At 72.9% G+C, this 3,394-nt stretch carries 3 protein-coding genes; all 3 read right to left on the bottom strand.

What is annotated here, in order from left to right; genetic code table 11:
* Positions 1-654: 654 nt before the first annotated feature.
* Positions 655-1,272 carry a TetR/AcrR family transcriptional regulator gene (locus ACWF94_RS36765; protein ID WP_453498976.1) on the bottom strand — a complete coding sequence of 206 codons (618 nt, stop codon included), beginning with the start codon at positions 1,270-1,272 and terminating at the stop codon, positions 655-657.
* Positions 1,273-1,378: 106 nt separating this feature from the next.
* Positions 1,379-2,428, bottom strand: a complete 1,050-nt coding sequence (locus ACWF94_RS36760) for a pyridoxal phosphate-dependent aminotransferase (protein ID WP_453498974.1) — start codon at positions 2,426-2,428, stop codon at positions 1,379-1,381.
* Positions 2,429-2,614: 186 nt separating this feature from the next.
* The gene (locus ACWF94_RS36755; RefSeq protein ID WP_453498972.1) at positions 2,615-3,274 is read right to left on the bottom strand and encodes an RraA family protein; all 660 of its coding nucleotides are present in this window, start codon (positions 3,272-3,274) and stop codon (positions 2,615-2,617) included.
* Between the last annotated feature and the right edge of the window lie 120 nt (positions 3,275-3,394).

Below are 3,394 nucleotides of genomic sequence, written 5' to 3'. Positions count from 1 at the left end.
GGACGACCACCCCCCCGTCTCCACCAGGTTGTGGTCGGGGCCCCCGGGCCGCGCCCCGGGCGGCCCCCACGGCAGGTTCACGCTCTTCCTGTTGCCTTGCCACCGCTGCCCTCCTTGTCGATGAGGTACATAGACGCTCCTATGATTTGAGATGACCTTATCATTTAATGGGTCGCTGACTCCTTGGCGGAGTGCCTCTTTCTGTGGGGTCCCGAGTGTGTGGGGACGGCTGTGCGCCGGGCGTCGTACCCGGGAGCCAACGTGGAGGTGCTACCGGGGTAGGGGGTGGCGAGGAACAGGCCGCGGCTTTTCCGGCGCGGGGGCGACCGCCCGGGGTCCGGGGGGCGAAGTCCCGCGCCCCGCACGGGGAAGGAGCCACCACCGGACCGGAACCTGCCGCCCGTCCGCCCGCCCCACCGCCGACACCGCCCGTCCGCGCGTCCGTCCGCCCGTCCGCGCGCCCGCCCGCGCCGACCCGGCGTCAGGTCGGCGTGAGGTCCGCGTCTTTCAGCGGCGGCCGGGCAAGTGCCCCGGCGGGCCGGGGCCCGCGCAGTGCACGGCGGACCACGACGACCTGGAGAGGCCGGCGTACACGGAGCGCGCCGGGTCCGCCGGTCCCGGACCCGTGGCCCACCGGCATCCGGGGCGGGGCGATCAGCCTGCCCGCGCCCACCCGCGCAACGCGCCGCGGAACGCCTCGGTCAGCCGGGTGATGACCTCCCGGCGGGACAGCCGTGTCTCCTGCAACAGGTCCTGGATCTCCCGCGGGTCGAAGATCATGTTGCTGAGGAACAGGGCGTACTCCAGCATCTCGTCCGGGAGGCCGAGGTCGTCGAGCAGCCCCCGCACCGGCCCGCTCCAGGCGTCCCGCATGGCGGCGATGATCGCGTTCCCGTTGTGCAGCCGCTCCAGATAGCCCCGGCGGGACCGAAGCTGCACCAGCGCCGGGCCGTGCGCGGTGAGAAGGTCCACCCACTTGTCCACGAAGGCGTCGAACAGCGGTCGCCCCTGCGCGGTCGACGTCACGCTGAAATCGCGCAGCTCCTCGACGACGCTGAGCACATAGGCCGCCAGTACGTCATCGATCGAGGAGTAGTAGCGGTAGGCGGTGGCCGGGCCGATCTCCGCGCGGGACGCGACCGCCTGCATGGTCAGCTCGTCGGGCGACTCCCGGGCGAGTTCGCCGACGGCTTCGAGGAGGCGTCGGCGGTTGCGGCGGGTGTCACTGCGTAGCTTGCGCCCCCCGCGTGGGGCGGCCTGCTGATCGGCCACGGGCCTCCTCCGCCTCGTAGAAGTGCAGGCCAAGGGTATCGCCTCCGGGCACGGCGCGTTCGACCGCTCGGCAGTGTGCGGTGCGCGGTACGCACACCCGGCCCCGTCAGGATCTCGCGACGCCGAGGTGACGGACGATGCGGTCCAGCCCGGTGCGCAGGTCGTCATCGGATGCCGCGAACGAGATCCGGATGTACCCCTCGCCCGATGGCCCGTACTCGGCGCCGGCCCGGACCAGCACCTTCCGCTCGGCCAGTTCGCGGGCGACCGCTTCGGAGCCGAGGCCGGCGTCGTACCGGAGGAACCCGTAGAACGCCCCCTCCGGCGGAACCAGGTGCAGGCCGGGGACGTCCGACAGATGCGCGGTCACCAGGTCGCGACGCCGCCGGTACCGGTCGGCCATGGCGTCGACGACGCTGTCGGGCAGGCCGAGGGCGGCGAGGGCGGCGTGCTGGACCGCCGTGTTCAACGAGCCGTTGAGGGTCCGGTGCACATGGGCCACCGCGTCCACCACCTCACGCGGCCCGGTCAGGTACCCCACCCGCCAGCCGGTCATCGCGTAGGTCTTGGAGAACGTCTGCACGTACACCGTCCGGTCCCGCAGCGATTCGATCGCCAGCGCCGGGATCAGCTCGTGCCCCGGGTAGACCAGCCGGTGGTACGCCTCATCGCTGACGACCAGGACGCCGGAGCCTTCGAGGAGGCTCCCGAGGGCCTTGAGCTCCTGCTCGCTGTGCACGATGCCGGTCGGGTTCGACGGATTCGAGAAGATCATCATGGTGGCACCGGGAAGCGCGGCGGCCAGCGCGTCGAGGTCCCAGTGCAGGTCCGGGCCGAGCGGGACGAAGTCCACGGTGCCCCCGGCGAGGACGACCAGGTCGGCGTAGAGCGAGTAGGCGGGCTCCGGGATGACGACGCGGTCGCCGGGCCCGACCATCGCGAACACGACGGCCGCCAGCGCGGCGGTGGCGCCGTGGGTGACCACGATGTCGTCCGCGCCCCACGTCCGGCCGGGGTGCGCCGGCAGTCCGGACGCGAGCGCGGCGCGCAGTTCCCCGAGGCCCTTCTGGTCGGCGTAGTGGGTGTTCCCCTCGCGCAGTGCGGCCACGGCGGCCTCGATCACCGCCGGCGGTGTCGGGAAGTCCGGCTCACCCATGGCGAGGGAGACGGCATCCGGCGGGGCCGGGGCGAGAGCCGGGCGCCGCGCAAGGCGGCGCCGGTGGTCGCTACGGACGGCGGGGCGCGCGGCGGGGCTCGGGCGACCACCGCCGGGCCGGGGCGGGAGCCGGGCGCCGCGAAAGGCGGCGCAGTTCCTCGATACGGAAGGCGGGGAGCGCGGCGGTCATCGGGCCACCACCGCATGGCCGGGGCGGGCGACGAGGATGCGCTGCCGGAGCGCCTCCTCCCGCTCGCCGATCCCCTCGACCGCGTCAACGACCTCCCGCACGCGGTGCCGTGGCACGACGACCACGCCGTCGGCGTCACCGACGAGCACGTCACCCGCCGCCACCACCACGCCGCCGACCGCCACCGGGGCACCGATGGCGCCGGGCCCGTCCTTGAAGGGCCCGGCGGGGGTGACCGCCCGCGCGTAGACGGCCAGGCCCATCTCGGACAGCGCCCGGACATCGCGGACCGCGCCGTCGACTACAGCGCCCGTGACGCCGGCGTTCACCATGATCTCGCCGATGAGGTCGCCGATCAGCGCGCGGGTGACGTCGCCGTGTCCGTTGACGACCAGGACGTCGCCCGGTCCGGCTTCGTCCAGCGCCCGGTGGATGGCCAGGTTGTCACCCGACCGCACGTCCACGGTGAGGGCGTTCCCCAGGAGCGCGCCGCGCCCGGTGAACAGCCGGATGCCGCCGTCCATCACGGTCATCCGCTGTAGCGCGTCACCGACATTGGCGGCCGGCACGTCCCTCAGACGGCGTGTCTCCGCCGCCGTTGTGCGCTCCCAGCTCGGAGCGATGGTCACGCGCTCCGTCGCCGCGGTAATGAACATGATGATGCAACTCCATTCTTAAATGGGATGAGCTTCCCAGATAAGGAGACCATAGCCGTCCCGACGCCCGGCGACAACGGTTCGAGCCGTCGGGATGCGGTCCCCGGGGTCGTACGGGGC

The sequence above is a fragment of the Streptomyces sp. NPDC055078 genome (genome assembly GCF_053607985.1).
The sequence above is the reverse complement of the archived record's forward strand: the minus strand, read 5'-3'. Positions and strand labels throughout refer to the sequence as shown.

Bases quoted from the DNA above. Each gene is read 5' to 3' on its own strand.
- ACWF94_RS36760 (WP_453498974.1), bottom strand. From the start codon at position 2,428: ATGGGTGAGCCGGACTTCCCGACACCGCCGGCGGTGATCGAGGCCGCC.
- ACWF94_RS36755 (WP_453498972.1), bottom strand. From the start codon at position 3,274: ATGTTCATTACCGCGGCGACGGAGCGCGTGACCATCGCTCCGAGCTGG.